Genomic DNA, 5,801 nt, shown 5'->3' on the forward strand with positions numbered 1-5,801 from the left:
ACGTATCGCTGGTGCTGTACCCGCTGTCGGCGTTCCGTGACATGCACAAGGCCGCAGAAAACGTCTACACCGCGATCCGTCGCGATGGCTCGCACCAAAACGTCCTCGACACCATTCAGACGCGCCGGGAGCTTTAAGATCGCATCGACTTCCACACCTTCGAGCAGAAGCTCGATGCGTTGTTCGCCGATAAGAAGTAATCGAACCTTTTATATGTAGGAGCGAGCCTGCTCGCGATGGACGTCAACGATTACGTGGTGTCCATGATGCACCGAGGTGTTACATCCACCTTCGCGAGCAGGCTCGCTCCTACAGGTTTCTCTGACAAAAAGAATATTGGAGACAAAAAATGGCCGAAGCAAAAGTACTCAGTGGCGCCGGGCTCCGTGGCCAGGTAGCCGGGCAAACCGCACTGTCCACCGTGGGGCAGTCGGGTGCCGGTCTGACCTATCGTGGTTATGACGTACGTGAACTGGCGGCTGACGCACAGTTCGAAGAAGTCGCCTACCTGCTGCTGTACGGCGAGCTGCCGAACAAAGCGCAACTGAACGCCTACATCGACAAACTGAGCAAGCTGCGTGACCTGCCGCAAGCACTGAAAGAAGTGCTGGAACGCATCCCCGCCGACGCCCACCCGATGGACGTGATGCGCAGCGGTTGCTCGTTCCTCGGCAACCTGGAACCGGAGAACGATTTCTCCGAGCAACACGACAAGACCGACCGCCTGCTGGCCGCGTTCCCGGCGATCATGACTTACTGGTACCACTTCAGCCACGAAGGCAAGCGCATCGATTGCGTGAGTGACGAGCCGTCCATCGGCGGCCACTTCCTGCACCTGCTGCACGGCAAGAAACCGAGCGAGCTGCACGTCAAGGTGATGAACGTTTCGCTGATCCTCTACGCAGAGCACGAGTTCAACGCGTCGACCTTCACCGCACGTGTTTGCGCGTCGACCCTGTCCGACCTGTATTCGTGCATCACGGCGGCCATCGGCTCGCTGCGCGGCCCGCTGCACGGTGGTGCCAACGAAGCGGCGATGGAAATGATCGAGCGTTTCTCGACGCCGGAAGACGCGATCAAGGGCACCCTCGGCATGCTCGAGCGCAAGGACAAGATCATGGGCTTCGGCCACGCGATCTATAAGGACAACGATCCGCGTAACGAGGTGATCAAGGGCTGGTCGAAAAAACTCGCTGACGAAGTGGGTGACAAGGTGTTGTTCCCTGTGTCCGAAGCCATCGACAAGACCATGTGGGAGCAGAAGAAACTGTTCCCGAACGCCGATTTCTACCATGCCTCGGCGTACCACTTCATGGGCATTCCGACCAAGTTGTTCACACCGATTTTCGTCTGCTCGCGCCTGACCGGCTGGGCCGCCCACGTGTACGAACAACGTGCCAACAACCGCATCATCCGTCCAAGCGCCGAGTACGTAGGCGTTGAACAGCGCAAGTTCGTACCAATCGAACAACGCTGAATGGTGGAGGTCGGCACCGGGATCTGAATGCAACGCAGATCCCTGTGGGAGCGAGCTTGCTCGCGATGACGGGCTGACATTCAACATCAATGTCGCCAGTTCCATCGCTATCGCGAGCAAGCTCGCTCCCACAGTGGATGGTGTGAACTTCAAGTCTGGTGCCAGGCCCCACCTTTTGTAACTACCGTGACCGAGTCCTGACGATGAACACTGAATTCCGTAAACCGCTGCCTGGCAGCCACCTGGATTACTTCGATGTCCGCGCAGCGGTCGAGGCGATCCAGCCTGGCGCCTACGACACCCTGCCGTACACTTCCCGCGTGCTGGCGGAAAACCTTGTGCGTCGCTGCGACCCGGCCACGCTCACCGAATCCCTGAAACAATTTATCGAGCGCAAGCGCGACCTCGACTTCCCGTGGTTCCCGGCCCGGGTGGTGTGCCACGACATTCTCGGCCAGACCGCGCTGGTCGACCTCGCCGGCCTACGTGACGCCATCGCCCTGCAAGGCGGTGACCCTGCGCAAGTCAACCCGGTAGTGCCGACGCAACTGATCGTCGACCACTCCCTGGCCGTCGAGCGCGGTGGTTTCGATCCGCAGGCGTTCGAGAAGAACCGCGCCATCGAAGACCGTCGCAACGAAGACCGTTTCCACTTCATCAACTGGACCAAGAAGGCCTTCAAGAACGTCGACGTGATCCCGCCGGGCAACGGCATCATGCACCAGATCAACCTGGAGAAAATGTCTCCGGTGATCCAGGTACGTGACGGCGTGGCCTTCCCTGATACCTGCGTCGGCACCGACAGCCACACCCCGCACGTCGATGCGTTGGGCGTGATCGCCATTGGTGTCGGTGGTCTTGAAGCCGAAAGCGTGATGCTCGGCCGCGCATCGTGGATGCGTCTGCCGGAAAGCGTTGGCGTCGAACTGACTGGCAAGCTGCAACCGGGCATTACCGCCACCGACATGGTGCTGGCGCTGACCGAGTTCCTGCGCAAGCAAAAAGTCGTTGGCGCGTGGCTGGAGTTCTTCGGCGAAGGCGCATCAAAGCTGACCCTTGGCGACCGCGCAACCATCTCCAACATGGCCCCGGAATACGGCGCCACCGCAGCGATGTTCTACATCGACCAGCAGACCATCGACTACCTCAAGCTCACCGGGCGTGAAGACGAACAGGTGCAACTGGTCGAGAACTATGCCAAGACAACCGGTCTGTGGGCAAACAGCCTCAAAGGTGCGCAATACGAGCGCGGCCTGACCTTCGACCTGTCTTCGGTGGTGCGCAACATGGCCGGCCCGAGTAACCCGCACGCCCGTGTCGCGGTTTCGGATCTGGCAGCCAAAGGCATCTCCGGCCAATGGGACGATGTGCCGGGTCAAATGCCGGACGGCGCGGTGATCATTGCCGCCATCACCAGCTGCACTAACACCAGCAACCCGCGCAACGTTATTGCCGCCGGCCTGCTGGCGCGCAACGCCAACAAGCTTGGCCTGACCCGCAAGCCGTGGGTCAAGTCGTCCCTGGCGCCGGGCTCGAAAACCGTGGCGCTGTACCTCGATGAAGCCGGTTTGACCGATGAGCTGGAGCAACTCGGTTTCGGCGTCGTGGCCTTCGCCTGCACCACCTGCAACGGCATGTCCGGCGCACTGGACCCGGTGATCCAGCAAGAGATCATCGACCGTGACCTGTATGCCACTGCCGTGTTGTCCGGTAACCGCAACTTCGACGGCCGGATCCACCCGTACGCCAAGCAGGCGTTCCTCGCATCGCCGCCATTGGTCGTTGCTTACGCCATCGCCGGTACCATCCGTTTCGACATCGAAAAAGATGTGCTGGGCGTGGTGGATGGCAAGGAAATCCGCCTGAAAGACATCTGGCCGAGCGATGAAGAAATCGACGCCGTGGTCAAGGCGTCGGTGAAGCCGGAGCAGTTCCGCCAGGTCTACATTCCGATGTTCGCCATCCACGAAGACACCGGCCCGAAAGTCGCGCCGCTGTACGACTGGCGTGAAATGAGCACCTACATCCGCCGTCCGCCGTACTGGGAAGGTGCGTTGGCCGGTGCACGTCCGCTCAAGGGCATGCGCCCGCTGGCGGTGCTACCGGACAACATCACCACCGATCACCTGTCGCCGTCCAACGCCATCATGCTCGACAGCGCCGCCGGCGAATACCTGGCGAAAATGGGCCTGCCGGAAGAGGACTTCAACTCTTACGCGACTCATAGGGGCGACCATTTGACCGCGCAACGCGCGACGTTTGCCAACCCGAAACTGTTCAACGAAATGGTTCAGGAAAACGGCGAGGTCAAGCAGGGTTCGCTGGCCCGTGTCGAGCCGGAAGGCAAAGTGATGCGCATGTGGGAAGCCATCGAGACCTACATGGATCGCAAGCAGCCGCTGATCATTATCGCAGGTGCCGACTACGGCCAGGGTTCGTCCCGTGACTGGGCGGCCAAGGGTGTACGGCTGGCGGGTGTCGAGGCGATTGCCGCTGAAGGTTTCGAACGCATTCACCGCACCAACCTGGTGGGCATGGGCGTGTTGCCGCTGGAGTTCAAACCCGGCACCAACCGCCATACCCTGGCCATCGACGGCAGCGAAACCTACGACGTGATCGGTGAACGCACCCCGCGTGCCGAGTTGACACTGGTGATCCATCGCAAGAATGGCGAGCGAGTCGATGTGCCCGTGACCTGCCGCCTCGACACCGCTGAAGAAGTGTCGATCTACGAGGCCGGCGGCGTGTTGCAACGCTTCGCCCAGGACTTCCTCGAAGAGTCGGCGGTTGCCGTTTAATACACGCAGTACAGACACGGGACTTTGAGTCCCGTGTCTGCTTTCAGATCAGGAGTAACGAGCACCATGGCTCACGCAGCTCAGATTAAAATTCCAGCCACCTACATGCGCGGCGGCACCAGCAAAGGCGTGTTCTTCAGCCTGAAAGACTTGYCCGAGGCTGCACAGGTTCCAGGCCAGGCCCGCGATGCGCTGTTGTTGCGCGTGATCGGCAGCCCCGACCCGTACGACAAACAAATCGACGGCATGGGCGGCGCGACCTCCAGCACCAGCAAAACCGTGATTCTGTCGAAAAGCATCAAGGCCGATCACGATGTCGATTATCTGTTCGGACAGGTGTCGATCGACAAGCCGTTCGTGGACTGGAGCGGCAACTGCGGCAACCTGTCGGCGGCGGTCGGTTCGTTCGCCGTCAGCAATGGTCTGGTGGACGCCARCCGCATCCCGCACAACGGCGTGGCGGTGGTTCGCGTGTGGCAGGCCAACATCGGCAAGACCATCATCGCCCACGTGCCGATCACCAACGGTGAAGTGCAGGAAACCGGCGATTTCGAACTCGACGGCGTGACCTTCCCGGCGGCCGAAGTGCAGATCGAGTTTCTCGATCCGGCGGCGGATGAAGAGGGCGGCGGCGGTTCGATGTTCCCTACCGGCAACCTCGTGGATGACCTGGAAGTGCCCGGCGTCGGTACCTTCAAGGCGACTATGATCAACGCCGGCATCCCGACGATTTTCGTCAATGCCGAAGACATCGGCTACAAGGGCACCGAGTTGCAGGGCGCGATCAATGGCGACCCGAAAGCCTTGCTGATGTTCGAAACCATCCGTGCCTACGGCGCATTGCGCATGGGTCTGATTTCGAGCATCGACGAAGCGGCCAAGCGGCAGCACACGCCGAAGGTGGCCTTCGTGGCCAAGCCTGCGGACTACGTGGCCTCAAGCGGCAAGGCGATAGCAGCGGGGGATGTCGACCTGCTGGTGCGCGCACTGTCCATGGGTAAATTGCACCACGCGATGATGGGCACGGCGGCGGTGGCGATCGGCACGGCAGCAGCGATTTCCGGCACTTTGGTCAACCTCGCGGCGGGCGGTATCGAACGCAATGCGGTGCGCTTCGGCCATCCGTCCGGCACCCTGCGTGTCGGCGCCGAGGCCAGTCAGGTCAATGGCGAATGGACCGTGAACAAGGCGATCATGAGCCGCAGTGCGCGGGTGTTGATGGAAGGTTATGTGCGGGTGCCGGGTGACTCGTTCTAATCCGATTTTGAGCTGAACACAAAACCCTGTGGGAGCGAGCTTGCTCGCGATAGCGGAGTGTCAGGCAACATCAATGCTGGATGTGCCGACGTCATCGCGAGCAAGCTCGCTCCCACAGGGTTTTGTGTTCAGCTCAAAATCGGATTAGAACGAGTCACCCGGCACCCGCACATAACCTTCCATCAACACCCGCGCACTGCGGCTCATGATCGCCTTGTTCACGGTCCATTCGCCATTGACCTGACTGGCCTCGGCGCCGACACGCAGGG

At 60.7% G+C, this 5,801-nt stretch carries 4 protein-coding genes and 1 pseudogene; 4 read left to right on the top strand and 1 reads right to left on the bottom strand.

Annotated elements, in window-relative coordinates:
* The 4 genes and pseudogenes from prpB to prpF all read left to right on the top strand — a co-directional run.
* Positions 1–200 (top strand): annotated as a pseudogene (gene prpB, locus AC1DU9_RS29225) (methylisocitrate lyase); the annotation flags it as partial.
* Positions 201–349: 149 nt separating this feature from the next.
* Positions 350–1,477 carry a bifunctional 2-methylcitrate synthase/citrate synthase gene (prpC, locus tag AC1DU9_RS29230; RefSeq protein WP_223462939.1) on the top strand — a complete coding sequence of 376 codons (1,128 nt, stop codon included), beginning with the start codon at positions 350–352 and terminating at the stop codon, positions 1,475–1,477.
* A 203-nt stretch (positions 1,478–1,680) separates the two neighbouring features.
* On the top strand, positions 1,681–4,275 hold the full coding sequence (gene acnD, locus AC1DU9_RS29235; protein WP_477811216.1) for a Fe/S-dependent 2-methylisocitrate dehydratase AcnD: 2,595 nt from the start codon (positions 1,681–1,683) through the stop codon (positions 4,273–4,275).
* 66 nt (positions 4,276–4,341) lie between these two features.
* Positions 4,342–5,532 carry a 2-methylaconitate cis-trans isomerase PrpF gene (gene prpF, locus AC1DU9_RS29240; protein WP_477811217.1) on the top strand — a complete coding sequence of 397 codons (1,191 nt, stop codon included), beginning with the start codon at positions 4,342–4,344 and terminating at the stop codon, positions 5,530–5,532.
* A 144-nt stretch (positions 5,533–5,676) separates the two neighbouring features.
* On the opposite strand, the gene AC1DU9_RS29245 is transcribed toward prpF, so the two are convergent.
* On the bottom strand, positions 5,677–5,801 hold a 125-nt coding region (locus AC1DU9_RS29245; protein ID WP_477811218.1), incomplete at its 5' end, for a PrpF domain-containing protein.

This window comes from Pseudomonas sp. P4_C1 (assembly GCF_056402155.1).

Excerpts from the sequence above, each read along its gene's own strand:
- prpC (WP_223462939.1), top strand. The coding sequence starts at position 350 with ATGGCCGAAGCAAAAGTACTCAGTGGCGCCGGGCTCCGTGGCCAGGTA.
- acnD (WP_477811216.1), top strand. The coding sequence starts at position 1,681 with ATGAACACTGAATTCCGTAAACCGCTGCCTGGCAGCCACCTGGATTAC.